This window comes from Pantoea agglomerans (genome assembly GCF_021397715.1).
Taxonomy (GTDB): Bacteria; Pseudomonadota; Gammaproteobacteria; order Enterobacterales; family Enterobacteriaceae; genus Pantoea; species Pantoea astica.
The window spans coordinates 2,876,942-2,902,555 of sequence record NZ_CP090207.1 but is presented as its reverse complement, the minus strand read 5'-3'; the positions used below and the strand labels follow the sequence as shown (position 1 = coordinate 2,902,555).

Here is a 25,614-nt window from a genome sequence, read left to right as displayed (position 1 = left end):
CGACGTACGCTCCCCTCGCTTTATCTTCCGCAGCCGTTATCGCTACATCCTGAGAAGCTATTCAGGATCAACGCGGCAGCTCAAAATCCTCGGCATCAACATCGTAGCCTGACGGTTCCCAGCGGATCGCCAGTAACGCCAGCAGGCCCGCCAGCGGTGCCAGAAAAATGACCCAGAATACGCCGGTCCCGAGCGCCGCAACCAGCACCGGAAACAGAAACAGCGACAGGGTCGAACTGCCACGCATCAGCGTCTGGTTAAAGCCAACGCCGACGCCGCGCAGTGAGGTCGGATAGCTGAGCGAAGCAAAGGTCATGGTATGCGAACCGGGACCGAAACCCTGACCAAACAGGAACAGCGCCAGCATACCAATCGCCAGTGCCGCTTCCTGGCCGCCTTCCGGCCGACCAATCAGCGCCAGCCCGAGCAGCGCCACGCACTGACAGGCATAACCGGCCACCGACATCTTCCACGCCCCGAGACGTGGCACCAGCCGCACCGCCAGAATACCGCCGACAAAGGCAAACAGCAGATTCAGCGCCAGCGATACCAGAATGGTGGTCAGCATCGACTGGGCAAAGAAGCTGGTGATAATCACCGGCAGGCCAAACGCCACCGCGTTATAGGCGAAAGAGGAGGCGATGGAGGTGATGGTCGCCAGCAGGGTGCGGCGTCGATAGACCCCCTGCAGCAGCGCACCGTAGTTACGCCAGCTGGCCGGCCGCGCCGGTCTGACCGGCGTCAGCGCCGCATCCTGCGCCACCTGGGCGTTAATGTTCCACGCGCTGCGCAAAATAGAGGCGGCGCCCTGCAGATCGCCCTGATTCGCCGCCCAGACCGGCGACTCGCTCATGTAACGGCTGCGAATAGCGATGATGATAATCGCCGGTACTGCACCAAAGCCAAGGATCAGCCGCCACAGCCAGTCGGTATGGCTTTCCGGCAGCACTGCGTAGAGCAGCAGCACCAGCAGATAAGAGATGCTGATCGCCGCATACCAGGTCGGACACCACATCGCCACGCTGGCCGCCTTGTTACCCTTACCGCGCAGCTTTGAAAACTCCGCCAGGAACGCCATCGCCACCGGCAGATCGATGCCGACGCCGAGCCCCATCACAAAGCGCGCCCCGCCCAGCACATATTCGTTCGGCGCAAAGGCACAGGCGATCGCCGCCACCACGAAAAAGAACATATCGGCCATGAAGACCCGATAACGGCCGATTTTATCGGTCAGGTAGCCGCCAATCAGCGCGCCAATGATCGCACCAAAGGTGATAGCCGAGGCGACCATGCCGGTGCCGGTCGGGCTGAGATTAAATTCGCGCGCCACGTCTTTGATGCCAAACGCCAGCGCGCCGAGATCGTACGCGTCGAGGAAGACGCCACCGAGCGCGATGGCGACCACAATTCGCGCATTATTGCGGGCGCTATCGCCGCTGTTAACTAAGCGGGAGACATCGGCCGCGCTGCGGATCCACTGCGTTTCGCCGGTCGGCGCACTCCCTGTTGTTGCCACATGGGCGGAAGAGATCAGGTCGGACATGATGTTGTGATTCTTTTATTTTTGAAAACAGGGTATCGAGAATAGCCGTTTAGACGCCCAGACGTAAATTCATTTCAGTTATGAGCAATAAGTTTTTAGTCTCAAATCGTTATCAATTTGCGATAAAGTCATCTACGGTCCGGCATAGCCAGGCTACGCTTTTAAAGCGGCTAACCAAACCGCTGTGCGTCAGGCTACGGTCTTCATAACGGGCACGCGACGGCTCTGCCGGAACAGCGCAGTGCGCGTTATGCGTCATCCTGATCTCCCGGCGTGAGCACAATCGATAACAATTCTCTGATACAACAGGCGATAACACGCGATAAGGAACAGGTCATGGTCAGAATTCGGGGTTGGGTTGGATTGAGCGCCTTGCTGCTCAGTCTGGGCATTGCACACGCGGCCGATCCGGTGCGGGTCGGGTCGAAAATTGATACCGAAGGATCGCTGCTGGGTAATGTGATTTTGCAGGTGCTGGAGAAGCACGGTGTAAAAACCGTCAATAAAATTCAGCTGGGGACCACGCAGGTGGTGCGCGGGGCCATCACCGCCGGGGAGCTGGATATCTATCCGGAATATACCGGTAACGGTGCTTTTTTCTTTAATGATGAAAAAGACAGTGCCTGGAAAAATGCCCGTCAGGGCTACGAAAAAGTTAAAAAACTGGATGCTGAGAAAAACCATCTGGTGTGGCTGACGCCTGCGCCTGCCAATAACACCTGGACCATTGCGGTACGTAAAGATCTGGCCGAGAAAAACCAGCTGACCTCACTGGCCGATCTCAGTGCCTGGCTGAAAAAAGGTGGCACGTTCAAGCTGGCCGCCTCGGCAGAATTTATTGAGCGCAGCGATGCGTTGCCCGCGTTTGAAAAAGCCTACGGCTTTGATCTTAAACAGGATCAGCTGCTGTCACTGGCTGGCGGGGATACCGCGGTGACGATCAGTGCGGCGGCGCAGCAAACCTCAGGGGTTAACGCGGCGATGGCCTACGGTACCGACGGTCCGGTTGCGGCGCTGGGTTTACAGACGCTGAGCGATCCGAAAGGTGTACAGCCGATCTATGCGCCAACGCCGGTTATCCGGGAATCGGTGCTGAAAGCCTATCCGCAGATTGATGCGTGGCTGAAGCCGGTATTCAGCGCGCTCGACGAGAAAACGCTGCAACAGCTGAACGCCAGAATCGCGGTCGACGGCCAGGATGCCAGCAGCGTGGCGAAAGAGTGGCTGCAACAGCAGAAGCTGCTGTAACCGATGCGGATATCGCGGGAAGCGATACGACGTCCCGGTCAGCAACCCGTTGCGCTGTTGCTGCTGGTGCTGCTCAGCCTGTCGCTGGTGGCGCTGCCCTTTCTGACCTTTGCGCCGAATCGGCTGGTGGCAGGCGAGCCGCTGATGGGCTGGCAGATCAGTCAGTCGGCAGTAGTGCTGCCGCCTCTGGCGGTATTGTGGCTGCTGCTGTGGTTTGCGCCGTCGCGCATCAGCCTTAGTCTGGCGCTGTTGTCGGCTGAACTGATGCTGGCGGCAATGATCTGGCTGAGTGGCAATCAGGCGACGCTGCTCAGCCAGCACGGCAGCCGGCTGGCGCGCACCAGCTTTGCCAGCGGCCTGTGGTGCAGCGGGGCGCTGCTGCTGCTGCTGATTACCGACACCGTGCGGCAACTGACCCGCCACCGGCTGGCACAGCTGCTGCTTAACCTGCAGGTGTGGCTGCTGCCGCTGTTGCTGCTGTTCAGCGGCCAGCTTAACGATCTCTCCCTGCTGAAAGAGTATGCCAATCGCCAGGCGGTGTTTGACGCCGCGCTGGTGCGTCATCTGACGTTGCTGGCCGGTACCGTTCTGCCTGCGCTACTTATTGCGCTGCCGCTGGGTATTCTGCTGTTCCGGCAGCCTCGCTGGCAGAGCGCGGTGTTTGGCGTGCTGAATGTGATCCAGACGGTGCCGTCGGTGGCGCTGTTTGGCCTGCTGATTGCTCCGCTGGCGGGACTGGCACTGCGTTTTCCGTGGCTGGGCGACTGGGGGATCAGTGGCATCGGCATGGCACCGGCCCTGATCGCGCTGGTGCTGTACGCCTTACTGCCGCTGGTGCGCAGCGTGGTGGTCGGGCTGCAACAGGTCCCGCAGGAGGTACGTGAAAGCGCGCGCGGCGTCGGCATGAGCGGCTGGCAGCAGTTTATGGCGGTCGATGTGCCGCTGGCACTGCCGGTGTGGCTGGCAGGTCTGCGGGTGGTGGTGGTGCAAACCCTGGGCATGGCGGTAGTGGCGGCGCTGATTGGCGCGGGTGGCTTTGGCGCAATTATTTTTCAGGGCCTGCTGAGCAGCGCGCTGGATCTGGTGCTGCTGGGCGTGATCCCGGTGATTGCGCTGGCGGTCACCGTCGATGCCCTGTTCCGCCTGCTGATCTCACTGCTGGAGAAAAAAGATGATTGAATTTAAGGGCGTTTCGCGCGCCTTCAACGGCAAAGCGGCGGTCAGCGATCTCTCCCTGACGGTGGCGGAAGGGGAGTTCTGCGTGCTGCTCGGCACCTCCGGTTCCGGTAAATCGACCACCCTGAAGATGATCAACCGACTGGTGGAGTTCGACAGCGGCGAGATCCGTTTCGCCGGTGAGTCGATTCGCCAGCTTGATGCCCGTGACCTGCGGCGACGGATGGGCTATGCCATTCAGTCCATCGGCCTGTTTCCGCACTGGACGGTGCAGAAAAATATCGCCACGGTCCCGGCGCTGCTCGGCTGGTCAAAACAGCAGGTTACGCAGCGGATAGCGGCGTTACTGGCACTGCTGAATCTTGACCCGCAGCTGCTGAATCGTTATCCGCATCAGCTGTCCGGCGGACAGCAGCAGCGGGTGGGCGTGGCGCGCGCGCTGGCGGCCGATCCGGAGGTATTGCTGATGGATGAACCCTTTGGCGCGCTCGATCCGGTGACCCGCGGCGCGCTGCAACAGGAGATGCTGCGTATTCACCGGCTGTCGGGCCGCACCATCGTGCTGGTGACGCATGACATTGATGAAGCGCTGACGCTGGCCGATCGCCTTGTGCTGATGGATAACGGTGAGATCGTCCAGCAGGGTAAACCCGCTGAGCTGCTGACCCAGCCGAAAAATGATTTTGTGCGGGACTTCTTTGGCCGCAGCGAAATGGGCGTGCGGCTGCTGGCGCTGGGGCAGGTCGGTGATGCGGTGCGACGGGGCGAATGGCTGACGGGCGAACCGATCGCCGCCGGGCTGACGCTGCGTGAAGCGCTGTCGCAGTTTATTACCCGGCGCACCGACAAACTGCCGGTGATCGATGAACAGCAACAGCCGCTGGGCGTGCTCTACTTCAACGATCTGCTGACGCTGCGCGAGGAGACCGCATGCGCTGGCTGACCGATCCGCTGTTGTGGCTGGTGCTGCTGTATGGCGCGCTGCTGACGCTGATGCCCTACAGCGGGCCGCTGTTTCATCACTGGTTCCCGGAGCTGGCCCGGCCGCTTTACCAGCAGGAGACATTCTGGCAGCTGACGCTGGCGCACCTGTTTCTGGTGATCACCGCGAGTCTGCTGGCGATGGTGATTGGCGTCGGGAGTGGGGTTCTGGTCACCCGGCAAGCCGGTCGGGCGTTTCGTCCGTTAATGGAAACGCTGGTGGCGGCCGGACAAACCATCCCGCCGGTGGCGGTATTAGCGATTGCGGTGCCGGTGATGGGATTTGGTGCCTGGCCAGCGGTGGTGGCGCTGCTGCTCTATGGCTTGTTGCCAATCTTACAGGGCACGCTGGCGGGCATCGACAGCGTCCCTGCCAGCAGCCGGGAGATTGCCGAAGGCGTCGGGATGAGCGCATGGCAGCGTCTGTGGCAGATTGAGCTGGCGCTGGCTGCGCCGGTGATTATCGCCGGTATCCGCACCTCGGTGATCATCAACATCGGCACAGCCGCTATCGCCTCGACGGTCGGGGCAAAAAGCCTGGGCTCACCGGTGATCATCGGTTTAAGCGGATTTAATACCGCGTATGTGATTCAGGGGGCGTTACTGGTGGCGCTGCTGGCGATTGTCAGCGATCGCCTGTTCGAGCGCCTGCAACGGTGGTTTAGCGTGAGTGCACAATGAGAGAGTAACCGACCAGCATCAGACCGCTGGTACCGCCAGCCGCCATAATGAAAAACAGCGTAGCGAAGAATGTTTTTTTCCAGTTCATGGGAAAACCTGAGCGCGTTGTAATGAGGCGGGAATGATAGCGCGCGCAAGGCAGCAGGCAAAGTGCCCAGCGTGCGTTTTTGTCATCAGGGTGTTTCGTGCAACCGCACGGCGTAACCCTGTTCCTGCCAGTGCGACAGCTGTTCCTGCTGACGACGGGTCAGTTTTTTTCCGGTAAACACAAACATATTCATGCCAGGAAACAGCTCCGGGCGCGGAACGTCGAGCGGTTCAGCCAGCACATCGATCCGCCAGCCGTGCTGCGACAGGCGCCAGCCTTCCAGCCAGATGCGGGTGCGGTCATCAATGCCCCAGCCGATAATCAGGGCATCTTTGCCCGCTTTTTTACGGCTGGCGGTCAGGCAGAACGCCACATAATCGATCAGCAAGCCATCCAGCAGGCTGCACATGGTACGGGCGGTGTTTTGATCAAGACTGAGCTTCTGACGCACCGGCATAAAAACGTGGTCAATCAGCGCATCGATCGGATGTTCGCGACCGATAGCCGCAATTTTGTTACGCAGTTTGGCGGGTCTGACATGGCGTAACACACTGATGAGTTCATCCTGCAGGGTGGTCCAGCCATCATGCGCATCGACATCACCCCCTTCCAGCAGCGCTTTAACTTTGCCGACCGGCACGCCGCTCTCGATCCAGCGCATGATCTCTTCAATACGCTGAACATCTTCTTCATCAAACTGACGATGCCCACCTTCGGTCCGTTGCGGCTTCAGTAAGCCATAACGTCTTTGCCAGGCGCGCAATGTCACTGGGTTTATGCCACAGCGCTCGGCGACGTCACCGATACTGTATAGGGTCATAAATTCCTCTTTATACTGATCTGAGTGGAATTACCATAACGAAGCAAACTAAGTTGTACAATACATTTTTGAATGTACAACTTGACCGCTGCGCCTTTTCTCAGCTATATCTCATATAAGAGAAATTATTCCCAATTATGAGAAGGTACTATGTCGGACCTGAACACCGAACAACGCCTGGCAGCGCGACTCGCGGAATTACGTCTGCAACGTGGCTGGTCGCTGGATGAGCTTGCAATCGCTACCGGGATCAGCCGTGCCTCATTATCACGCATTGAGCGAAGCGAGACCAGCCCCACTGCCGCATTGCTTAATCGCCTGTGTGTAGCCTACGGATTAACGATGTCGCGCCTGCTGAGTGAAGTGGAGGAGGATGCGAAGCTGCTGATCCCGTATGAGCAGCAGCCGGTATGGAGTGATGAAGCCAGTGGATTCCACCGGCGAAATGTGTCACCGCCTGTTACTCATTTTAGATGCGAATTGGTGGAGGGCAAATTACGGCCCGGTGCGCGTATCGATTATGACGCCCCGCCGATACAGAGTATGGAGCAGCACATCTGGCTACGTGAAGGCGGCCTGACCGTCAGCATGGCAGACCAGCAGTGGACCTTACGTCCGGGCGACTGTTTACGCTTTCATCTGACTGGCAAATCGGCCTTTGAAGCGCACCTGACCGAGGGCGCGCGCTATTTACTGGTGGTGGCAAAACCATGATCGACTATCAGATGCTCAGCGCGACGCAGGCGCAGCAGCGCTTATCCGAACTTTGTGACGTGCTGCAGGGCTGCGTCGCGCAGGGGGCCAGCGTCGGATTTATTGATGCTGCCGATCAGCAGGCGATCCTGCGTTTCTGGCAGAATCGGATCTACAGCCTGGCAAGCGGCAATGACGAACTGTGGGTGGCGTGTCAGCACGGCGCGATCGTGGCGACGGTGATGATTAACAACAGCGCAATGCCCAACGGCCGTCATCGGGCGGAGATCAGCAAACTGCTGGTCCACCCGCGGGCGCGCCGCCAGGGGATTGCCCGTCAGCTGATGCAGCAGGCGGAACAGCGGGCGCGGCAGATGGGGAAAACGCTGCTGGTGCTGGATACGCGCAGCGGCGATGTCGCCAGCGATCTCTACCGTTCGCTCGACTGGCAGGTCGCCGGCTCGATACCCTTTTATGCCGAATCCACCACCGGCGAGCTGGATGCGACGACCTACATGTTTAAAGTGCTGAGCTGATCCGGCACCGAATACAATAAGAGACGGGATTTGGAACCGCAGACGAAAAAATCTGCCTGAAAGCTGACGTCGTCAGCATACTGTGTAAAAATACAGGCAATTTTTATGGTGTGGTAACAAACAAAATGGCCCTGACAGCAGCAGTAAAAAGCCAGATAGCGCAGTGGTATAAAGCGCTGCAGCAGCAGGTGCCCGATTTCATTCCGCGCGCCGCCCAGCGGCAGATGATTGCCGAAGTGGCAAAATGTCTGGCGGGCGATGATGCGCGCCATCTGGCGGTGGAAGCGCCAACCGGCGTGGGAAAAACCCTTTCTTATCTGATCCCCGGTATTGCAGCCAGCCGCGCTCAGGAAAAACGGCTGGTGATCAGCACCGCCAACGTCGCGCTGCAGGATCAAATCTTCACCAAAGATCTGCCGCTGCTGAAAAAAATCATTCCCGATCTCACTTTTACCGCCGCCTTTGGTCGCGGCCGCTATGTCTGTCCGCGCAATCTGGCGGCGCTGGCGGCTGACGACGATCAGCAGGGCGATCTGCTGCTCTACCTGGATGATGACGCCATCAGCAGCACCAAAGAGGAGCAGACGCAGTGCGGCCGGTTGCAGAAAGCGCTGGACCGCTATCAGTGGGACGGCCTGCGCGATCACAGCGAGGAGAACGTCAGCGACAGCCTGTGGCAGCGGCTCTCCACCGACAAAGCCAGCTGCCTCGGCGCTCACTGCCGCTGGTATCGCGAATGCCCGTTTTTTGTGGCGCGGCGTGAAATCGAGCAGGTCGATGTGGTGGTAGCCAATCATGCGCTGGTGATGGCGGCGATGGAAAACGAATCGGTGCTGCCGCCGGCGAAGAATCTGATGCTGGTGCTGGATGAAGGCCATCATCTGCCGGAAGTGGCGCGGGACGCGCTGGAGATGAGCGCCGATATCACCCCAGGCTGGAGCAGCCTGCAGCTGGATCTGTTCATCAAGCTGGTAGAGAGCATCATGACCCAGATGCGGCCAAAATCGCCGCCGCCGCTGGCCAATCCGGAGCGGCTGAAAGCGCACTGCGAGGAGCTGCGTGAGCTGCTGACCATCATCAGCCAGGCGCTCAATCCGCTGTTGCCGCCGCACAATCAGCCGGGCGAATACCGTTTTGTTTTGGGTGCGTTGCCGCAGGAGCTGCTGGACCTGTGCGCCCGGTTGTTCAAACTCAGCGATGCGCTGCGGGGCCTGAGCGAAGGCCTGATTAACGCCCTGAGCGAGCAGACCGGCAAGGTTGATGTGGTGCGGCTGCACCGTAATCTGCTGCAGCTGAACCGTCAGTTCGGCTGGTTTGAATCGGTCAGTAAGCTATGGCGACTGGCGGCAATGGAGAAAGCCTCCGGCGCACCTGTGTCGAAATGGATCACCCGCGAACTGCGCGAAGGGCAGGCGCACCTGCTGTTTCACTGCGCCGGGATTCGCGTCAGCGATCAGCTGGAGAAAATGCTGTGGCGGAAGATTCCGCATGTGGTGGTTACCTCCGCCACGCTGCGCTCGCTCAACAGTTTTAATCGCCTGCAGGAGATGTCGGGGCTGAATGAAAAAGCGGGCGACCGTTTTGTGGCGCTCGACTCGCCGTTCAACCACGTTGAACAGGGCAAGCTGGTGATCCCGCAAATGCGTTACGAACCGCTGATGACCCACGAAGCGGAGCACATCGCTGAGATGGCGGGCTTCTTCCGCCAGCAGATGAGCCTGAAGCAGCATAAAGGGGTGCTGGTGCTGTTCGCCAGCAACCGGGCGATGCAGCAGTTTGTCGCCTGCCTGCCCGATTTGCGCCTGTCGATGCTGGTGCAGGGCGATCAGCCGCGTAGCCGACTGGTCGATCTGCATCGTCAGCGGGTGAGCAAAGGCGAGACCAGCATTCTGATTGGCCTGCAATCGTTCGCGGAAGGGCTCGATTTAAAAGGCGATCTGCTCAGTCAGGTGCATATTCATAAAATTGCTTTTCCGCCGGTAGACAGTCCGGTAATTTTAACCGAAGGCGAATGGCTGAAGAGCCTGAAGCGTTATCCGTTTGAGGTGCAGAGCTTACCCAGCGCCTCGTTTACCCTGATTCAACAGGTCGGACGCCTGATTCGCAGCCATCAGTGTTATGGCGAAATTGTTATCTATGATCGCCGTCTGCTGAGCAAAGCCTACGGCAGCCGACTGCTGGCGGCGTTGCCGATTTTCCCGATTGAGCAGCCCGAACCGCCAGAGCCGGCAGCGATACCGGCCGCACCGGCCGCCACGCGCACCGTGCGTAAACGACGTCCGACGCGGCGCTGAACCGCCGCACACTTAACCGGAAGCGAGTGATGGAACTGAATAAAATTATTAAAGAGATCGGCCGCGGAAAAAACCATGCCCGCGACATCGATTTCGACACCGCCGTGGCACTTTACAGTGCGATGCTGGCGGGCGAAGTGCCGGATCTGGAGCTGGGCGGCATTCTGATTGCGCTGCGTATCAAGGGTGAAGGCGAAGCGGAGATGCGCGGTTTTTATCAGGCGATGCAGGCGAAGATGATGAGGCTGAACGCCCCGGCCAGCCGGCCGATGCCAGTGGTAATTCCGAGCTATAACGGCGCACGTCGACAGGGCAACCTGACGCCGTTGCTGGCGCTGCTGCTGGTGAAGCTCGGTTTTCCGGTGCTGGTGCATGGGGTCAGTGACGACGCGACGCGCATCACCAGTGAAGCGGTGTTCGCTGCGCTGGGCGTGATGCCGGTCACCACCGCTGAACAGGCGCAGGCAAAGCTCGATGCGGGCGAACTGGCGTTTATTACCGTGGATCATCTCTGCCCGCCGATGGCGAAACAGCTGTCGCTGCGCTGGCGGATGGGAGTGCGTAACAGTGCGCATACGCTGGCAAAACTGGCGACGCCGTTTGGCGAACGCGAGGCGCTGCGGCTGTCGAGCGTATCGCATCCGGAATATGTGCCGCGGGTGGCGAAGTTCTTCAGCGATATTGATGCGCCTGCGCTGCTGCTGAATGGTACCGAGGGCGAGGTTTATGCTAATCCGCAGCGTTGCCCGGCGATCAGCGTGATCCGCGGCGCGGGATCGGAAGCGGAAGTGTGGGTAGAGCGCCAGCCAGAGGTCCAGGTTGAGTTACCCGCGGATAAAACAGCGGCGGTGACCGCCGCCTGGATAGAGCAGGTGATTAATCAGCAGCGCCCGGTACCGCAGGCGCTGCGGCTGCAGCTGGCCTGCTGCCTGCGCGCCAGCGGAGAATGTGACTCGCTGGAAGCGGCCGACCAGCGGCTGCGCGCCGCCGGTTACTGAATCAGGCGATTGGCAGCGCCTGTTCCACCAGATCCTGCCAGAAGCGAATGCCGATTGGCAGCAACGCGTCATTAAAGTCGTAGCGGGCATTATGCAGCGGCGCCGACGGGGTGTCACCGTCGGCGCCGAGCCAGAAGTAAGCGCCCGGACAGGCTTCCATCATGCAGGCAAAATCCTCAGAAGCCATTGAGGGATTAACCTGCCAGTGAACATGCTCTTCTCCCAGCGTTGCCAGCGCCACTGCGCGCACCTGCTCCGCCGGACCGGCATGGTTGGCGGTTACCGGATAGCCAGGTAACCAGTGTGTCTCGCCGCTCACCCCGAACGGGCGGGGCAGGGTGGCCACAAATTCATCGATCAGCGTCCGGACTTTGTCGCGTACCGCCGGTTGCAGGCAGCGAACCGTGCCGCGCAACACGATCTGTTCCGGGATGACGTTAATCGCCTCACCGCCGTGGATCTGCGTGACGCTGACCACCGCCGAGGAGAGCGGTGACAGCCGGCGCGACGGAATGGTTTGCAGCGCCAGGATCAGCTCAGCCGCCACCACCATCGGATCGGCACCGCTTTCCGGCATCGCCGCGTGGCAACTTTTGCCGTGCAGGGTGATCTCAAACGAATCCAGCGAGGCCATCATCGCACCAGGATTCACCGCCAGCGACCCGAGCGGCAGGCCCGGCCAGTTATGCATGGCGTAGACCGCATCCATCGGGAAGCGCTGAAACAGTCCCTCCTCCACCATTTTACGCGCACCGCCCAGATTCTCTTCGGCGGGCTGAAAAATAAAGTGCACCGTGCCGCTGAACTGGCGGGTCGCCGCCAGCTGTCGGGCAGCGGCCAGCAGAATGGCACTGTGACCGTCGTGGCCGCAGGCGTGCATCACGCCCGGCGTGGCGGATCGCCATTCGACCTCACCTTTTTCGGTGATCGGCAGCGCATCCATGTCGGCACGCAGCCCGATGACCGGGCCGGAACCATTGACCAGCGTGCCAATCACGGCCGTCCCTGCCAGACCGCGAAATACCTGTAATCCGGTCAGCTCAAGTTCGCGTGCAATAAGATCGCTGGTGTGATGTTCCTGGTAACCTAATTCCGGCTGGCGATGGAGCTGGCGGCGCCAGTGCAGGGCATCTTCAAGCAGGGCGGGGGAAAGGGTCATGCAGAATCGCGCTCCATACAGAATGAGAAGATTTCACTTTAGTGGTCGGGGAGCACGCCGTCTATTGCCGTAACGGCGAAATCTGGCTATAGGCTAAATCAAAATGGAATAACTAATAAGTAACGGTGACCGCTGGAGCAGGATGAGGCGCAAAAAAACGGGGCCAGCGCGGCGCTGACCCCGGTGATAAATTACTTCTGCAGCATCGGCAGGTTAAGCCCGTGCTGCTCAGCACAGGCCTGTGCCTGGGGATAGCCGGCGTCGGCGTGGCGCATTACGCCGGTCGCCGGATCGTTCCACAACACCCGACCCAGACGCGCATCGGCCTCTTTGCTGCCGTCACAGACAACCACCATACCGGCGTGCTGCGAGAAGCCCATGCCGACACCACCACCGTGATGCAGGCTGACCCAGGTCGCGCCGCCTGCGGTGTTGAGCAGCGCATTGAGTAACGGCCAGTCTGATACCGCATCAGAGCCATCTTTCATCGCTTCAGTTTCACGGTTCGGTGACGCCACCGAGCCACAGTCGAGGTGGTCGCGACCAATCACCACCGGCGCTTTCAGTTCACCATTGCGCACCATTTCGTTGAAGGCCAGGCCAGCAAGGTGTCGTTCGCCCAGACCGAGCCAGCAGATGCGGGCCGGCAGTCCCTGAAAGGCGATGCGCTCCTGCGCCATATCCAGCCAGCGATGCAGGGTTTTGTGCTGCGGAAACAGTTCTTTAAGTTTGGCGTCGGTTTTGTAGATATCTTCCGGATCGCCCGACAGCGCCACCCAGCGGAACGGGCCTTTGCCTTCACAGAACAGCGGGCGGATGTAAGCCGGGACAAAGCCAGGGAAGTCGAATGCGTTGGTGACTCCTTCATCCAGCGCCACCTGACGGATATTGTTGCCGTAGTCGACGGTCGGGATGCCCATATGGCAGAAGTCGAGCATCGCCTGTACGTGAACCGCCATGGAGGCGCGTGCCGCTTTCTCTACCGCTTTCGGCTGCGAGACTTTCTCCTGCTGCCAGCGCGCCAGATCCCAGCCAATCGGCAGGTAGCCATTGATCGGGTCGTGGGCCGAGGTCTGATCGGTGACGATATCCGGTTTCGGTCCGCCCGCCCTGGCACGCTTGACCAGTTCCGGCAGGATCTCTGCCGCATTGCCCAGCAGTCCGACGGAAATGGCTTTTTTCGCTGCGGTCGCTTCATTAATCAGCGCCAGAGCCTCATCCAGCGAGGTCGCTTTATGATCGACGTAACGGGTACGCAGACGGAAATCGATGCGCGACTCCTGGCACTCAATGGCCAGCACGCAGGCTCCCGCCAGCACGCCCGCCAGCGGTTGTGCGCCGCCCATACCGCCGAGACCGGCAGTGAGGATCCAGCGTCCGCTCAGATCGTTGTTGTAGTGCTGACGTCCCGCTTCAACGAAGGTTTCGTAGGTTCCCTGCACGATGCCCTGCGCGCCAATGTAGATCCACGACCCGGCGGTCATCTGGCCATACATCATCAGGCCCGCCTTATCCAGCTCATGGAAGTGATCCCAGTTGGCCCAGTGCGGCACCAGGTTGGAGTTAGCCAGCAGCACGCGGGGTGCATCGGCATGGGTACGGAACACCCCGACCGGCTTGCCGCTCTGGATCAGCAGCGTCTCATCCGGCTGTAACGCCTTCAGCGAGCGCAGGATCTGCTCGAAGCACTCCCAGTTACGCGCCGCTTTGCCAATGCCGCCATAAACCACCAGATCTTCCGGCCGCTCGGCAACGTCAGGATCGAGGTTGTTCTGGATCATCCGGTAAGCGGCTTCAATCAGCCAGTTGGCGCAGTGCAGCGTGGTGCCATGTGGGGCACGAATTTCGCGGGCCACGGCCTGAGACAGGGTTTCGCTCATTACAGATTCCTTATTCAGCAGAAGTGAAGGCGCGCAGGCTCGGTAGCAGCGCGGTCAAAGCCTGAGGCCAGTCAGCGCGACTAGCCCACTGACGCATCGCGTCGATATCGGGTGCCAGCAGGCGGTCCTCTTCAAGGAAAGCCACCTGCTCGCGGATAGTGCCAATCGCCTGCTCAAGGGTCGGCGAGCTTTTCAGCGGTCGGTTAAATTCAATGCCCTGCGCCGCAGCCATCGCTTCGATGCCGACCACCGCTGCGCTGTTGAAACACATGCTGCCGAGGCGGCGGGCGGCGTAGGTCGCCATAGAAACGTGATCTTCCTGGTTAGCGGAGGTCGGCAGGCTGTCCACGCTGCCGGGATGCGCCAGCGATTTATTCTCGGAGGCCAGCGCCGCGGCGGTGACCTGAGCAATCATAAAGCCGGAGTTAACCCCGCCGTCATGCACCAGAAACGGCGGCAGACCGGATAAACCGGTGTCCAGCAGCAGCGCCAGGCGACGTTCAGAAATCGCGCCAACTTCAGCAATCGCCAGCGCCAGGATATCCGCGGCAAACGCCACCGGCTCGGCATGGAAGTTACCGCCGGAGATCACATCGCCGCTGTCGCTGAACACCAGCGGATTATCAGAAGCGGCGTTGGCTTCAATCTGCAATATTCGCGCCGCGTGGCACAGGTTGTCGAGACAGGCCCCCATCACCTGCGGTACGCAGCGGATGGAGTAGGGGTCCTGCACCCGGCCGCAGTGGGTATGAGAGGTGAGGATTTCACTGCCCTCAATCAGGGTGCTGACCGCCGCGGCGACCGCAATCTGCCCCTGCTGACCGCGAGCCTGGTGAATGCGGGCGTCGTACGGCTTCAGCGAGCCTTTAATCGCTTCCAGCGACAGCGCACCGGCCATCAGTCCGGCGGCAAACAGGTTTTCCCCCTCAAACAGGCCACGCAGTGCCAGCGCGGTCGAGACCTGGGTGCCGTTGAGCAGCGCCAGCCCCTCTTTCGGCCCGAGCACAAACGGTGCCAGCCCAACCGCGGCCAGGCCTTCCGTCGCCGGGATCAGCGCGCCGTTGAGCCGCACCTGGCCTTCGCCCAGCAGCATCAGCGACATGTGGGCCAGCGGCGCCAGATCGCCAGAGGCACCGACCGAGCCTTTCTCCGGAATAACCGGCATCACGCCCGCGTTGAACAGGGCCAGCAGCGCCTCGACCAGTTCGATCCGCACCCCGGAGTGACCGCGCGCCAGGCTGATAATTTTGGTGGCAACCACCAGACGGGTCACATTGTCCGGCAGCAGATCCCCGAGGCCGACGCTGTGCGACAGCACCAGGTTACGTTGCAGATCGGCCAGCCGGCCCGCCGGAATCTGGGTCTGCGCCAGCTTGCCGAAACCGGTATTAATGCCATACACCACCTTGCCGGAGGCGACGATGGCCTCGACGGTTTGCTGCGCATCGGCAATCGCCTGACGTGCTGACTGATCAAGGCTAAGCGTGACGTTACCCTGATAGATAGCGCGTAATGTGGCGAGATCCACCTCGCCCGGCACCAGGTGTAATACCTGCGACGAACCTGACATAGTCTACTCCTGTCTATACAAGTGTGCTGGCGGGGCTGCGTGATATTCATTGCCCTGATCCAGCGGGATAATGCGAGTGAAGCATAAGTGTCTATTCTTGTCTATACAAGTAGCAAAGGGCGTGCCAGGCCGATCACAAAAATGCACTGCCCGCCCTGTCTGGGCGATCGGCAAAGTGTGATACAGCACCTGCACCAGAGCGATGCACAGCCTGCACCGATGGGGCGCAGCCGACGGAAACGGATGTATATACATTCACGTAGCGAGACAGTAAACTTGAGGCATTATCTGGATAAGGAACAGCAAATGGTCGAGCATACGGCACTGGCACAACTGGCTGCGGCCATGAGCGATGAACCCGCGCCGATTTATCAGCGGGTGAAGCAGGCGATTGTCAGCCAGATTCGCGAAGGGCTATGGAAAGCGAACCAGCGTGTGCCCTCAGAAAGTGAACTGGTGAATGAACTGGGCGTCAGCCGGATGACGATCAACCGGGCGCTGCGTGAACTGACCAGCGAAGGGTTTCTGGTACGGATGCAGGGCGTCGGCACCTTTGTCGCCGAGATGAAAGGCTATACCGCGATGCTGGAAGTGCATAACATCGCCGATGAGATCGCCCAGCGCGGTCATCAGCATAGCTGCAAGATCCTGGCTATCGGCCAGAATAAAGCCGATCCGGAGCAGGCGGCGGTGCTGGGACTCACTACCGGACAGACGCTCTATCACTCGCTGATTGTCCATTACGAAAATGAGCTGCCGGTGCAGCTGGAAGATCGACTGGTCAACCCGCTGGTGGCACCCGATTATCTGACCCAGGATTACCACAGCCAGACGCCTTACACCTATCTGATGCGGGTCGCGCCGCTGACCGCGGGCGAGCACATTGTTGAAGCGGTGCTGCCCGATGCGCGTCAGCGTAAGCACCTGGCGCTGGAGGAGCATGAGCCCTGCCTGCTGATCCGTCGTCAGACCTGGAGCGATAACAAAATCGTCACCTATGCGCGCCTGCTCTATCCCGGCTCACGTTATAAATTGCTGGGCCGCTTCAAGGGACACGGTTAAGCCGGGTCAGCAGCAGCCGGGCATCGTCGCCGATCGGGCTGAGCCGGATCGTCTCATCAACCCAGGCCGCACCCTGCTGTGCCGTCAGTCGCTCGCCGTTTGCCAGCTGCCATGCACCCGCCACGACCCAGGCGACACCGTGCAGGCTGCTGACCGCATCGGTTACCACCTCAACCGTTGCCTGCCATTGCCCGCGTCGGGTCATGATATTGAAATCCTCACTGATTCCGCCCTCAAGCCGGGCGTTTAACGCCAGTTCGCCAGCAAACGCCCAGGGCTGGAGCGGCGTTAAACGCTGCTCAACGCCAGGAGCGGTGAGGGCGACCGCGTCACCGTGCAGCAGAGTGATGATGCGATCCACGCCCGGAAAGGCGGAGAACGGCCCGTCCTGCGCCAGCGTCGCGATGCTGGCTCGCCATTCAAACGCGGCCGCGCCAGGTGGATAACTGATTAACTCGCGGGTCTCCCCGCCGCCGTTACGCCAGCGACTGACCGCCAGCTCAGCATACGCAAATCGAATCATCGCAGTGCCGCCATCGCCTGACTGAACCGGGCGGCACAGGCTTCCTGTGCCGGATGATAACCCTCCTCGATAACCGCTTTACCGGCGACGTAGACGTCACGGATCTGATCGCGCTGACCGGCAAACAGCCAGCGATTCAGCACCGAACGGGGCTCCACGCTGCCGAGCCACGCCTCGTCACGCAGCACCAGCCAGTCGGCCCGCTGTCCCACCGCCAGCGACCCTTGCTGAATGCCGCACGCCTGAGCGCCGCCAGCCGCTGCTTGCTGCCACAGCAGATCGCCGACCGAGGCCTGGCCCGGCAGAGTGATACGATTGCGGCGCTGGTCACGCAGCCGCTGGGCATATTCCAGCCAGCGTAACTCTTCGTTGATACTCAGCGAAACGTGGCTGTCCGAGCCAATACCCCAGCGTCCGCCCTGGGCGATATACTCCACTGCCGGAAAGATGCCATCACCGAGGTTGGCTTCGGTGGTCGGGCATAATCCCGCCACCGCGCCGCTGGCAGCGAGACGTGACAGTTCGCTCTCATCCAGATGCGTGGCGTGAATCAGGCACCAGCGCGCGTCGACCGCAAAGCGATTCAGCAGCCACGACACGGGTCGTTCACCGCTCCACGCCAGCGAGTCGCTGACCTCTTTTTGCTGTTCAGCAACGTGAATATGTACCGGCAGCGCCGGATCACTGGCTGCCAGCACCTGATGCATCTGACTTTCACTCACCGCGCGCAGCGAATGGAAGCAGAGACCGGCATTCAGCAGCGGCCGGTTTCGTTGCAGCGCATGCAACCGCGACTGCTGCTGCAGATAACTCTCGGTTTGCTGAATAAAGCGTTTCTGTCCGGCCGCAGGCGGCTGGGCACCAAAACCGCTGTAGCTGTAGAGCACCGGCAGCAGGGTCTGACCGATTCCCGCTATCTCTGCCGCGCGGATCAGCTGTTGCAGCATCGCGTCGTCCGGGTAGGGCGCGCCGTCAGGATCATGATGCAGATAGTGAAATTCTGCCACCTGGCTGTAGCCGCCTTTCAGCATCTCAATGTAGAGCAGAGCGGCAATATCGCCGACCTGTTCCGGCGTCAGGCGCTGCACCATCCGGTACATCAGATCGCGCCAGGTCCAGAAACTGTCCTGCGGATCGCCCGCCACCTCGGCTAATCCCGCCATGGCGCGCTGAAAGGCGTGTGAATGCAGATTAGCGATCGCCGGGATCACCTCGCCATTCAGCCGGATCGCCCCGGCGTCGTGGCTGTCGGGGGTCACTGCATCAATAAAACCGGCCGGATTGACCGAGATCCGAACCTGATGTCGCCAGCCTTCAGCCAGCATTGCGCGCGGGGCAAAAAAAGTCGCCATGGTTGATCCTCAACGGATGTAGTTGTATATACATATACATACTTTAACGCACAGTGTAAACGGCGGAGGCATGAGGCAGCGATGGCAGAGGATATGCGCGTAGAGAGTGTGTGGACCGGAGCCGATCTGGTCACCATGCGTGACGGAAAGTACCATCTGATCCCGCAGGGCGCGCTGGTCGTCCGGGCGGGCAGGCTGGTGTGGGTCGGCCCTGAAGCGGAGATGCCCGCTTTTATCGCCGAACAGCACCACCTGCTGCCCGGCGGCATTATTACGCCGGGGCTGGTGGATTGTCATACTCATCTGGTGTTTGGCGGCGATCGCAGCCAGGAGTTCGAGCAGCGCCTGAATGGTGTCAGTTATGCGGAGATTGCGGCGCAGGGCGGCGGCATCCTCTCTACCGTGCGCGCCACCCGCAACGCGACCGAGGATCAACTGGTAGCCGCGGCACGCTGGCGGCTCGATCGCCTGCTGGCGGAAGGCGTCACCACCGTTGAGATCAAGTCCGGCTACGGGCTGGATGAAGAGAGCGAACTGCGGATGCTGCGTGCGATTCGCCGGCTGGGTGCCAGCGTGGCCGCTGACGTGCGGGCAACCTGTCTGGCCGCCCATGCGTTTCCGCCGGAGTTTAAACATCATCCGGAGGGCTGGATTGATATCATCTGCCAGCGCCTGTTGCCTGCGGTGAAAGCAGCGGGACTGGCCGATGCGGTCGATGCCTTTTGCGAGCATCTGGCGTTTTCACCGCAGCAGGTGACGCGGGTATTTGAATGCGCGAAAGCGCTGGGACTGCCGGTGAAGTTGCATGCTGAGCAGCTTTCATCGCTGGGCGGGGCGACGCTGGCGGCCAGCTTTGGAGCCTTGTCGGCCGATCATCTTGAATATGCGACCGAAGCCGATGCGCAGGCGATGGCGCAGCACGGCACGGTCGCCGTTTTGCTGCCCGGTGCGTTTTATCTGCTGCGTGAAACCCAGCGTCCGCCGGTGGAACTGTTTCGTCGCTACGGCGTGCCGATGGCGCTGGCCAGTGACGCCAATCCTGGCACTTCACCCGCTCTGTCGCTGCGGCTGATGCTGAACATGGGCTGTACGCTGTTTGGCATGACGCCGGAAGAGGCGCTGGCCGGGGTCACACTCTATGGCGCTCAGGCGCTGGGGTTAGCCGACACACAGGGTTCGCTCGAAGCGGGAAAAGTAGCGAACTTTGTCCACTGGCCGCTGGCTCGTCCGGCGGAACTGGTTTACTGGCTGGGGGGCGAGTTGCCCTGTACCGTCATCTATCGTGGAGAACGCCGATGAATGCTTTTCATTTTACTCAGGGCCAGCTGCCGCTGCTGGTCAGCATCCCGCACGCCGGTACCGCACTGACGCCAGAGGTTGAAGCCGGACTGAGCGAGGCCGCACGCGGCCTGCCGGACACCGACTGGCACATTCCGCTGCTGTACGATTTTGTCCGTGATCTGGGGGCCAGCGTGCTGATTGGTCACTATTCCCGTTACGTGATCGATCTCAACCGGCCGCCGGATAACCAGCCGCTCTACAGCACCGCCACCACCGGCCTGTTTCCGGAGACGCTGTTTGACGGCACGCCCACTTTTGCGCCCGGTAAAACGCCGGATGCGGTCCAGCGTCAGGGTTATATTGACCAGATCTGGCAACCCTATCACCAGCAGATCCAGCTGGAGCTGGCACGCCTGAAAGCGCAGCACGGTTATGCGCTGCTGTTTGATGCGCACTCTATCGCCAGCGAGATTCCGCGCCTGTTTGAGGGGCGTTTGCCCGATCTCAACGTCGGCACCAACGACGGCGCCAGCTGCAGTCCGGCACTGATTGCCGCCATTCAGGCGGTGTGTGCCGAACAGAGTGATTACAGCTGGGTGGTGAATGGACGTTTCAAAGGCGGCTACATCACCCGCGCTTACGGTCAGCCGCAGCAGCAGATCCAGGCGGTACAGCTGGAGCTGGCACAGCTTAATTACATGGATGAGACGCCGCCCTATGCGTGGCAGCAGACACGCGCCAGCCAGCTGCAAAAATTACTGAAAGCGATGTTGCAGCGGATGCTGATGCAAGCCAGCGCCTGATAGTCCGATGCACTTACCCGGTGCATCGCTGCGCTAATCAGGTGCAACAGCGGACGCATACCCGCGTGTCGCCCGCTGTTAACCCGCCTTCCACCGCCAGAACAGAGCTGGCATAACCTTTGCTAAGTTGTATGTACAAGTGCAACGACGGCCATTCACGCAGAATAATTCTTGTCTGGCTCACAAAACGATAAAGACGGCAATGAACTGCGCCACGTTAACTTGTATATACATGACATATCATCCTGTGAAATTTATGTTAAATCTCGCCAGGGCGATGACCAGGCCGCAACTTTTCAGGAGAACCGTATGACACACCGTCAGATCCTTCGTCGTTTAACGCTCGCGACCCTTGCTTCCAGCCTGTTGCTCTGTGGCGTGACTGCCCAGGCGAAAGAGTGGAAATCGATCACTATTGCTACCGAAGGCAGTTACGAACCCTGGAACCTTACCCTGCCTGGCGGCAAGCTGGGCGGCTTTGAGCCGGAACTGATGGCTGACCTGTGTCAGCGTATGGCAATCCAGTGCAAGCTGGTAGTGCAGAACTGGGATGGGATGATCGCTGGCCTCAACGCCGGGAAATATGATGTGATTATGGACGCGATTGTTATCACTCCCGATCGCAAAAAAGTGGTGAATTTCACCGTACCTTACGCCTCAACGCCCGCCACCTTTATCAGTACCAAAGGCAGTCTGCTGCCTGCCGATGCCCAAATCATCAAGCTGCATGATGATGCTCAGCAGATCGAGCAAGCCATTGCCCCGCTGAAAGCGGCGCTGAAGGGGAAAAGCATCGGGATCGCCTCCGGCACGGTCTATACGCCGTTCATCGATAAATATTTCAAAGATGTCGCCGATGTTCGCGAGTACACCAGCTCTGCCGACGCGATTCTCGATTTGCAGGCGGGTCGTATCGACGCCGTGTTTGACGACGTGACGTTTGCGCAGTCAATGCTGGCGCGCCCCGATAACAGCAACCTCAGCTTTAGCGGCCCACAATTGGGCGGTCCGATCTGGGGCGAGGGCGAAGCGATGGGGGTGAGGATGGCGGATAACGATCTGAAAGCCAGACTCGATCAGGCGATCCAGGCAGCGCTGGCCGATGGCACGGTGAAAAAACTGAGTGAGAAGTGGTTTAAAACAGACGTCACCCCCTGAGTGAGGTAAATCATGATGAGCCTGCTGAGTTTTGGTGCAGACGGTTGGGGTCGCTTGATCCTGAGCGCGACGCTGACCACCGTGCTGCTCTCCTTTGCCGCGCTGCTGGTCGGAGCGGTAGTAGGGTCCGGCGTGGCGGCGGCAAAGCTATCGCCGCACCGGGCCGTGCGCTGGCTGGGAGAAGGCTATTCGGTGGTCTTTCGCGGCATTCCTGAACTGCTGGTGATCTACCTGTTCTACTTCGGCGGATCGGGTTTGATCACCCTGATAGGGCAGCTGTTTGGTGCTGATGGGTTTATCGAAGCGCCGCCGTTTCTGATCGGCGCGCTGGCTATCGGGCTGATTTCCGGCTCTTATCAGGCGGAAGTCTACCGTGCCGCCCGACTGGCGCTGGCAAAAGGGGAGATTGAAGCCGCGGTGGCTATCGGGATGCCGCGCTGGCGCATACGGCAGCGCATCCTGCTGCCTCAGGTAGCGCGCTATGCGCTGCCGGGGCTGTCAAACGTCTGGCAGATGAGCCTGAAAGATTCCGCGCTGGTGTCGGTGACCGGCATCGTGGAACTGATGCGCGCCAGCCAGATCGCGGCCGGTTCCACCCGGGAATACTTCACCTTTTACCTGGTCGGCGGTGCCTGCTATCTGGCGCTGACGCTGCTGTCGAACCGTGCCTTTTTGCGGGCCGAATCCCGCCTCGGTCGTGCCTGGCAAAGCCGTACCGCAGCCCAGCATTAAGGAGTCCGATAATGATCGATTTTGCTTTTCTCAGTGACACCTTTCTTAAGCTGAGCGCCGCGTTGCCGGTAACCCTCGGCCTGTTTATCAGCGCCTTCCTGTGCGGCGGCGTGCTGGCAGTGGGTATCCTGGCGATGCGCATGAGCCGCTGGCGGCTACTTAGCGCCTTTGCCCGTGGCTATATTCTGGTGTTTCGCGGTTCACCGCTGATGATTCAGCTGTTCCTGATCTACTACGGACTCGGGCAGTTTGGCGTGATCCGTCACAGTTTCGTCTGGCCGTTTTTGCGTGAGCCGTTTAGCTGCGCGGTGCTGGCGCTGTCACTCTGTACCGCTGCCTACACCGCAGAGATTCTGCGTGGCGCATTACTGGCGGTGCCGCCCGGCCAGGTGGAAGCGGGCATGGCGTGTGGTATGTCGCGCGGCCTGCTGCTGCGGCGAATTATTGCGCCAGTGATGTTGCGCTATGCGCTGCCCGCCTACTCGACGGAGGCGATTCTGCTGGTCAAATCGACCGCGCTGGCCAGCCTGGTCACGGTTTGGGACGTCACCGGCGTGGCGCAGCAGATTATTCAGCGAACCTATCGCACCATGGAAGTGTTTCTCTGCGCCGCGGCAATCTACCTGATCCTCAATTTCATTATCGTTCAACTGTATGCCTTGCTGGAGCGGCGTCTGACACCGGTACATAAACCGGCAAAAAAGCCGTTACCAACCGCTAAGCCGATCCCCGGAGGAGAATAATATGTCAACCCTGCCACCTGTCACGCTGTCGGCCAGCGATATCCATAAATCCTTTGGTGCGATGGAGGTGCTGAAAGGCATCTCACTGCAAGCGCACCAGGGAGATGTCATTTCGATTCTGGGTGCCAGCGGCTCGGGGAAAAGTACCTTGCTGCGCTGCATCAATCTGTTAGAGACGCCTGATGCCGGCGTTGTCAGTGTCGGCGGCGAAACCATTGAGATGAAGCGCCATGCCCGTGGTCATCAGCTGGCAGCGAATCCGCGACAGATTGAGCGGTTGCGCTCGCGGCTTGGCATGGTATTTCAGAGTTTTAATCTCTGGTCACATTTAACGGTGCTGCAAAACGTCATTGAAGGACCGCATTACGTGCTGAAGCGTGACAAAAAAGCCTGCATCGCCGAGGCAGAGAAGCTGCTGGATCGTGTTGGCTTGCTGAACCGCAAGGATTTCTATCCGGCGCAGCTCTCAGGCGGACAGCAGCAGCGGGTGGCGATTGCCCGCGCGCTGGCGATGGACCCTGAAGTCATGCTGTTTGATGAACCGACCTCGGCGCTCGATCCCGAACTGGTGGGGGAGGTGCTGAAGGTGATGCGCAGCCTGGCGGAAGAGGGACGTACCATGCTGGTGGTTACGCATGAGATGGGATTCGCGCGTAACGTCTCTAACCGGGTGGTATTTATGCATCAGGGCACCATCGATTGTCAGGGCACGCCACAGGAGATGTTTGGTGAGCAGGGATCGGCGCGTTTTAAACAGTTCATTTCCAGTCATCATCAGGTGGAGCCGGTGCTATGAGTCAGACTATCGTCTGGGGCGATACGCCGCTACAGTGGCGTGACGTGGTTCAGGTGGCGCGACAGGGCGCGACGCTGACGCTGAGCGACAGTGCCTGGCAGCGCATTGCCCAGGGTCGGGAAATTGTCGGTAATATCGTGGCGGCAGGAGAGGTGGCCTATGGCATCAATACTGGCCTCGGCGCGCTGTGCAATATCACCCTGCCGGACGATGAGCTGAGCCAGCTGTCACGGAATACCTTACTCAGTCACGCCTGTGGCGTCGGGCCCGGTCTGGGAAAGCCTGAGGTCCGCGCCATTCTGTGTGCCGCGATTGCTAATTACAGTCACGGTAAATCGGGCGTGTCGGTGGCGCTGGTGGAACGACTGCTGGCGCTGCTTAATTTGCACATCACGCCGCAGGTTCCGTCTCAGGGCTCGGTGGGCTACCTGACCCATATGGCGCACATTAGCCTGGCGCTGATTGGCATCGGTGACGTGGAGTATGATGGGCAGCTGATGCCGGCGCAGCAGGCGCTGGAGCGCAATGGATTAACGCCTTATCGGCCTGCGGCAAAAGAGGGGCTGAGTCTGGTCAACGGCACGCCGTGCATGACCGGTCTCGCCTGCCTGGCGCTCGACGATGCCGAACGTCTGCTGGACTGGGCCGATGTCACTGGCGCGATGAGTTTTGAAGCCTTGCGTGGCCAGCTGGCGGCTTTTGATCCTGAGGTGCTGGCGCTGAAAGCCAGTCCCGGTATCCAGCGCAGCGGTGAACGTTTACGCCAGTTATTAGCAGACAGCAGGGTGTTAAGCGAGAGTCAGGGCATTCGCACTCAGGATGCTCTCAGCCTGCGCTCAATGCCGCAAGTGCATGGTGCCTGTCGCGATCAGTTCGATCATGCGCAGTGGCAGGTGTCGACCGAGCTGAATGCCTGTACTGACAATCCGCTGGTGCTCGGCACGCCTCAGGCATGGCGAGTGGTTTCGCAGGCCAATCCACACGGCGAATCGGTGGCAATGGCGTGTGACTTACTGGCAATTGCGCTGGCGGAGCTGGGTAGCATTGCCGAACGGCGGCTCGATCGGCTGGTTAATCCACTGGTGAGTGGGCTGCCGCCGTTTCTGGTGGCGCAACCTGGCGTCAATTCCGGCATGATGATTGCCCAATATGTTGCGGCGTCGCTCTGCGCGGAAAACCGCCAGCTGGCACAACCGGCGGTGCTGGACAACTACGTCACCTCCGGATTGCAGGAGGATCACCTGAGTCTCGGCACCGGCTCCGCACTCAAGCTGTTAAAGCTGGTGAACAATGTCGATCACATCATCGCTATCGAATACCTGTTGGCCGCACAGGCACTGGAATTTCACGGCGAGGCGCGGTTAGCCCGTGGCACCTTACGTGCCTGGCGGCATCTGCGACAGCATGTGGCAAGCTGGCAACAGGACCGCTGGCTGGCACCGGAGATTGCCAGGGCGGTAGGCGAAATTAAAGCGCATCGGCCTGATGCGCTTTAAC

23 protein-coding genes are annotated in these 25,614 nt (G+C 60.2%); 16 read left to right on the top strand and 7 right to left on the bottom strand.

What is annotated here, in order from left to right; genetic code table 11:
* Positions 1-67 precede the first annotated feature (67 nt).
* On the bottom strand, positions 68-1,543 hold the full coding sequence (locus LZU96_RS13735; protein ID WP_233984814.1) for an MFS transporter: 1,476 nt from the start codon (positions 1,541-1,543) through the stop codon (positions 68-70).
* 336 nt (positions 1,544-1,879) lie between these two features.
* Here LZU96_RS13735 and LZU96_RS13730 point away from each other — a divergent pair, with 336 nt between their 5' ends.
* From LZU96_RS13730 to LZU96_RS13715, 4 genes are read left to right on the top strand one after another with little or no spacing between them, the layout of a single operon-like run.
* A complete protein-coding gene (locus LZU96_RS13730) occupies positions 1,880-2,791 on the top strand; it encodes an ABC transporter substrate-binding protein (RefSeq protein ID WP_233984813.1) in 912 nt (303 codons plus the stop codon).
* Between the two features lie 3 nt (positions 2,792-2,794).
* Positions 2,795-3,970: an ABC transporter permease gene (locus LZU96_RS13725; RefSeq protein ID WP_233984812.1), complete on the top strand. Its 1,176-nt coding sequence runs from the start codon at positions 2,795-2,797 to the stop codon at positions 3,968-3,970.
* The gene (locus LZU96_RS13720) at positions 3,963-4,910 is read left to right on the top strand and encodes an ABC transporter ATP-binding protein (RefSeq protein ID WP_233984811.1); all 948 of its coding nucleotides are present in this window, start codon (positions 3,963-3,965) and stop codon (positions 4,908-4,910) included. Before LZU96_RS13725 ends, LZU96_RS13720 begins: the two co-directional genes overlap by 8 nt.
* Positions 4,898-5,629, top strand: coding sequence for an ABC transporter permease (locus LZU96_RS13715; RefSeq protein ID WP_233984810.1), 732 nt, complete (start codon positions 4,898-4,900; stop codon positions 5,627-5,629). The genes LZU96_RS13720 and LZU96_RS13715 overlap by 13 nt, the downstream gene beginning before the upstream one ends.
* A gap of 173 nt (positions 5,630-5,802) precedes the next feature.
* Here the strand turns inward: LZU96_RS13715 and LZU96_RS13705 are convergent, their stop codons facing one another.
* On the bottom strand, positions 5,803-6,537 hold the full coding sequence (locus tag LZU96_RS13705) for a MerR family transcriptional regulator (RefSeq protein WP_233984809.1): 735 nt from the start codon (positions 6,535-6,537) through the stop codon (positions 5,803-5,805).
* 150 nt (positions 6,538-6,687) lie between these two features.
* Between LZU96_RS13705 and LZU96_RS13700 the strand changes: the two genes are divergently transcribed.
* The 4 genes from LZU96_RS13700 (at position 6,688) to ybiB (ending at position 11,058) form a co-directional block, all read left to right on the top strand.
* On the top strand, positions 6,688-7,251 hold the full coding sequence (locus LZU96_RS13700) for an XRE family transcriptional regulator (protein ID WP_233984808.1): 564 nt from the start codon (positions 6,688-6,690) through the stop codon (positions 7,249-7,251).
* Positions 7,248-7,766: a GNAT family N-acetyltransferase gene (locus tag LZU96_RS13695; protein ID WP_233984807.1), complete on the top strand. Its 519-nt coding sequence runs from the start codon at positions 7,248-7,250 to the stop codon at positions 7,764-7,766. Before LZU96_RS13700 ends, LZU96_RS13695 begins: the two co-directional genes overlap by 4 nt.
* Positions 7,767-7,891: 125 nt before the next feature.
* On the top strand, positions 7,892-10,060 hold the full coding sequence (gene dinG, locus LZU96_RS13690; RefSeq protein WP_233984806.1) for an ATP-dependent DNA helicase DinG: 2,169 nt from the start codon (positions 7,892-7,894) through the stop codon (positions 10,058-10,060).
* Between the two features lie 29 nt (positions 10,061-10,089).
* Positions 10,090-11,058: a DNA-binding protein YbiB gene (ybiB, locus tag LZU96_RS13685; protein ID WP_233984805.1), complete on the top strand. Its 969-nt coding sequence runs from the start codon at positions 10,090-10,092 to the stop codon at positions 11,056-11,058.
* Between the two features lies 1 nt (position 11,059).
* Here the strand turns inward: ybiB and LZU96_RS13680 are convergent, their stop codons facing one another.
* The 3 genes from LZU96_RS13680 to hutH form a co-directional block, all read right to left on the bottom strand.
* Positions 11,060-12,217 (bottom strand): M20 aminoacylase family protein, encoded by a 1,158-nt coding sequence (locus LZU96_RS13680; protein WP_233984804.1) that lies wholly within the window; start codon positions 12,215-12,217, stop codon positions 11,060-11,062.
* Between the two features lie 191 nt (positions 12,218-12,408).
* Positions 12,409-14,097, bottom strand: coding sequence for a urocanate hydratase (gene hutU / locus LZU96_RS13675; protein WP_233984803.1), 1,689 nt, complete (start codon positions 14,095-14,097; stop codon positions 12,409-12,411).
* A gap of 10 nt (positions 14,098-14,107) precedes the next feature.
* A complete protein-coding gene (hutH, locus tag LZU96_RS13670; RefSeq protein ID WP_233984802.1) occupies positions 14,108-15,667 on the bottom strand; it encodes a histidine ammonia-lyase in 1,560 nt (519 codons plus the stop codon).
* Between the two features lie 306 nt (positions 15,668-15,973).
* Between hutH and hutC the strand changes: the two genes are divergently transcribed.
* Positions 15,974-16,729, top strand: coding sequence for a histidine utilization repressor (gene hutC, locus LZU96_RS13665; RefSeq protein ID WP_094119372.1), 756 nt, complete (start codon positions 15,974-15,976; stop codon positions 16,727-16,729).
* On the opposite strand, the gene LZU96_RS13660 is transcribed toward hutC, so the two are convergent.
* Together LZU96_RS13660 and LZU96_RS13655 are read right to left on the bottom strand one after the other, a co-directional pair.
* On the bottom strand, positions 16,713-17,252 hold the full coding sequence (locus LZU96_RS13660; protein WP_233984801.1) for a HutD family protein: 540 nt from the start codon (positions 17,250-17,252) through the stop codon (positions 16,713-16,715). The two genes, hutC and LZU96_RS13660, sit on opposite strands and share 17 nt — an antisense overlap.
* Positions 17,249-18,604 (bottom strand): formimidoylglutamate deiminase, encoded by a 1,356-nt coding sequence (locus LZU96_RS13655; RefSeq protein WP_233984800.1) that lies wholly within the window; start codon positions 18,602-18,604, stop codon positions 17,249-17,251. Before LZU96_RS13655 ends, LZU96_RS13660 begins: the two co-directional genes overlap by 4 nt.
* 81 nt (positions 18,605-18,685) lie before the next feature.
* On the opposite strand from LZU96_RS13655, the gene hutI reads away from it, so the two are divergent.
* From hutI to LZU96_RS13620, 7 genes are all read left to right on the top strand, one after another.
* Positions 18,686-19,903, top strand: coding sequence for an imidazolonepropionase (hutI, locus tag LZU96_RS13650; RefSeq protein WP_233984799.1), 1,218 nt, complete (start codon positions 18,686-18,688; stop codon positions 19,901-19,903).
* Positions 19,900-20,688 carry an N-formylglutamate deformylase gene (hutG, locus tag LZU96_RS13645; protein ID WP_233984798.1) on the top strand — a complete coding sequence of 263 codons (789 nt, stop codon included), beginning with the start codon at positions 19,900-19,902 and terminating at the stop codon, positions 20,686-20,688. Before hutI ends, hutG begins: the two co-directional genes overlap by 4 nt.
* A 309-nt stretch (positions 20,689-20,997) precedes the next feature.
* Complete coding sequence (locus LZU96_RS13640; RefSeq protein WP_233984797.1) at positions 20,998-21,846, top strand: transporter substrate-binding domain-containing protein; 849 nt, start codon at positions 20,998-21,000, stop codon at positions 21,844-21,846.
* Positions 21,847-21,858: 12 nt separating this feature from the next.
* Complete coding sequence (locus LZU96_RS13635) at positions 21,859-22,578, top strand: ABC transporter permease (RefSeq protein ID WP_233984796.1); 720 nt, start codon at positions 21,859-21,861, stop codon at positions 22,576-22,578.
* A gap of 11 nt (positions 22,579-22,589) precedes the next feature.
* On the top strand, positions 22,590-23,321 hold the full coding sequence (locus LZU96_RS13630; protein ID WP_233984795.1) for an ABC transporter permease: 732 nt from the start codon (positions 22,590-22,592) through the stop codon (positions 23,319-23,321).
* Position 23,322: 1 nt separating this feature from the next.
* On the top strand, positions 23,323-24,117 hold the full coding sequence (locus LZU96_RS13625; RefSeq protein WP_233984794.1) for an ABC transporter ATP-binding protein: 795 nt from the start codon (positions 23,323-23,325) through the stop codon (positions 24,115-24,117).
* Complete coding sequence (locus LZU96_RS13620; protein ID WP_233984793.1) at positions 24,114-25,613, top strand: HAL/PAL/TAL family ammonia-lyase; 1,500 nt, start codon at positions 24,114-24,116, stop codon at positions 25,611-25,613. Before LZU96_RS13625 ends, LZU96_RS13620 begins: the two co-directional genes overlap by 4 nt.
* The last annotated feature ends 1 nt before the right edge of the window (position 25,614 follow it).

What these genes read in the sequence shown, in the direction of transcription:
- hutH (WP_233984802.1), bottom strand. Translation starts at nt 15,667, where the DNA reads ATGTCAGGTTCGTCGCAGGTATTACACCTGGTGCCGGGCGAGGTGGAT.
- LZU96_RS13655 (WP_233984800.1), bottom strand. Translation starts at nt 18,604, where the DNA reads ATGGCGACTTTTTTTGCCCCGCGCGCAATGCTGGCTGAAGGCTGGCGA.
- hutG (WP_233984798.1), top strand. Translation starts at nt 19,900, where the DNA reads ATGAATGCTTTTCATTTTACTCAGGGCCAGCTGCCGCTGCTGGTCAGC.
- LZU96_RS13700 (WP_233984808.1), top strand. Translation starts at nt 6,688, where the DNA reads ATGTCGGACCTGAACACCGAACAACGCCTGGCAGCGCGACTCGCGGAA.
- LZU96_RS13725 (WP_233984812.1), top strand. Translation starts at nt 2,795, where the DNA reads ATGCGGATATCGCGGGAAGCGATACGACGTCCCGGTCAGCAACCCGTT.
- LZU96_RS13695 (WP_233984807.1), top strand. Translation starts at nt 7,248, where the DNA reads ATGATCGACTATCAGATGCTCAGCGCGACGCAGGCGCAGCAGCGCTTA.
- LZU96_RS13735 (WP_233984814.1), bottom strand. Translation starts at nt 1,543, where the DNA reads ATGTCCGACCTGATCTCTTCCGCCCATGTGGCAACAACAGGGAGTGCG.
- LZU96_RS13620 (WP_233984793.1), top strand. Translation starts at nt 24,114, where the DNA reads ATGAGTCAGACTATCGTCTGGGGCGATACGCCGCTACAGTGGCGTGAC.
- LZU96_RS13720 (WP_233984811.1), top strand. Translation starts at nt 3,963, where the DNA reads ATGATTGAATTTAAGGGCGTTTCGCGCGCCTTCAACGGCAAAGCGGCG.
- ybiB (WP_233984805.1), top strand. Translation starts at nt 10,090, where the DNA reads ATGGAACTGAATAAAATTATTAAAGAGATCGGCCGCGGAAAAAACCAT.
- LZU96_RS13680 (WP_233984804.1), bottom strand. Translation starts at nt 12,217, where the DNA reads ATGACCCTTTCCCCCGCCCTGCTTGAAGATGCCCTGCACTGGCGCCGC.
- hutI (WP_233984799.1), top strand. Translation starts at nt 18,686, where the DNA reads ATGGCAGAGGATATGCGCGTAGAGAGTGTGTGGACCGGAGCCGATCTG.
- hutU (WP_233984803.1), bottom strand. Translation starts at nt 14,097, where the DNA reads ATGAGCGAAACCCTGTCTCAGGCCGTGGCCCGCGAAATTCGTGCCCCA.
- LZU96_RS13640 (WP_233984797.1), top strand. Translation starts at nt 20,998, where the DNA reads ATGACACACCGTCAGATCCTTCGTCGTTTAACGCTCGCGACCCTTGCT.
- dinG (WP_233984806.1), top strand. Translation starts at nt 7,892, where the DNA reads ATGGCCCTGACAGCAGCAGTAAAAAGCCAGATAGCGCAGTGGTATAAA.
- LZU96_RS13730 (WP_233984813.1), top strand. Translation starts at nt 1,880, where the DNA reads ATGGTCAGAATTCGGGGTTGGGTTGGATTGAGCGCCTTGCTGCTCAGT.
- LZU96_RS13630 (WP_233984795.1), top strand. Translation starts at nt 22,590, where the DNA reads ATGATCGATTTTGCTTTTCTCAGTGACACCTTTCTTAAGCTGAGCGCC.
- LZU96_RS13625 (WP_233984794.1), top strand. Translation starts at nt 23,323, where the DNA reads ATGTCAACCCTGCCACCTGTCACGCTGTCGGCCAGCGATATCCATAAA.
- hutC (WP_094119372.1), top strand. Translation starts at nt 15,974, where the DNA reads ATGGTCGAGCATACGGCACTGGCACAACTGGCTGCGGCCATGAGCGAT.
- LZU96_RS13635 (WP_233984796.1), top strand. Translation starts at nt 21,859, where the DNA reads ATGATGAGCCTGCTGAGTTTTGGTGCAGACGGTTGGGGTCGCTTGATC.
- LZU96_RS13660 (WP_233984801.1), bottom strand. Translation starts at nt 17,252, where the DNA reads ATGATTCGATTTGCGTATGCTGAGCTGGCGGTCAGTCGCTGGCGTAAC.
- LZU96_RS13705 (WP_233984809.1), bottom strand. Translation starts at nt 6,537, where the DNA reads ATGACCCTATACAGTATCGGTGACGTCGCCGAGCGCTGTGGCATAAAC.
- LZU96_RS13715 (WP_233984810.1), top strand. Translation starts at nt 4,898, where the DNA reads ATGCGCTGGCTGACCGATCCGCTGTTGTGGCTGGTGCTGCTGTATGGC.